We start from the raw sequence: 779 nt of genomic DNA on the forward strand, positions 1-779 counted from the left end.
TCACTGGTTGCCAAACGAATTTGGAATCAATGAAGAGCTGATTTAGAAAGCACTTTACCCAACTACAATGCACAAAAAAGGCGAGCTACCTAGCTCGCCTTTCTCTTTCTTTGGGCTCTATCGCAGATGCTTGTCTTCATCACGTAGATAGATCATCCAGTACCACATACCGACGAATACACCACCGCCGATGATGTTACCGATCGTGACTGGGATAAGGTTGTTAACGATAAAGCCCATCATGTTCAAGTCCGCATAATTTGCGATATCAGCACCTGTCATTTGCCAGAAGGCTTCTGGCGCAAAGTATTTGATACCAATAGCCATTGGAACTTGGAACATGTTCGCAATACAGTGCTCAAAACCAGCGGAGACGAACATCGCTACTGGCAAAATCATTACCGCGATTTTGTCTGTTAATGTACGGCCACTGAATGTCATCCAAACCGCAATACAAACTAACACGTTACACATGATGCCAAGTGCAACCGCCGCAAAAAAACCATGGTGCAATTTATGTTGTGAAATGGCCATGGCATTCAAACCAACTTGGCCGTGATCGAACATGTATTGCTTTGTCACCAACATACACGCCACCAGCAAAATAGCGCCAACCATATTGCCGAAATAAACCACAAACCAGTTTTTAACCAGCGTTTTCCATGAAATTTTGCCACTCGCACGCGCAACTAGAGTCAGAACCGAACTGGTAAATAGCTCGCCACCAGTAACCACCACCAAAATCAAACCAAGGCTAAATGCTAGACCGCCAATGAGTC

The 779-nt window shown here is 44.8% G+C and carries 1 protein-coding gene; it reads right to left on the reverse strand.

The genetic code is table 11. From position 1 onward, the window contains the following. Window positions 1-117 precede the first annotated feature (117 nt). The coding region (focA, locus tag R8O10_RS24735; protein WP_318191889.1) for a formate transporter FocA at window positions 118-779 on the reverse strand (662 nt) is incomplete at its 5' end.

The organism is Vibrio sp. 1727 (assembly GCF_033344415.1).
In the GTDB taxonomy this organism is placed as follows: domain Bacteria; phylum Pseudomonadota; class Gammaproteobacteria; order Enterobacterales; family Vibrionaceae; genus Vibrio; species Vibrio alginolyticus.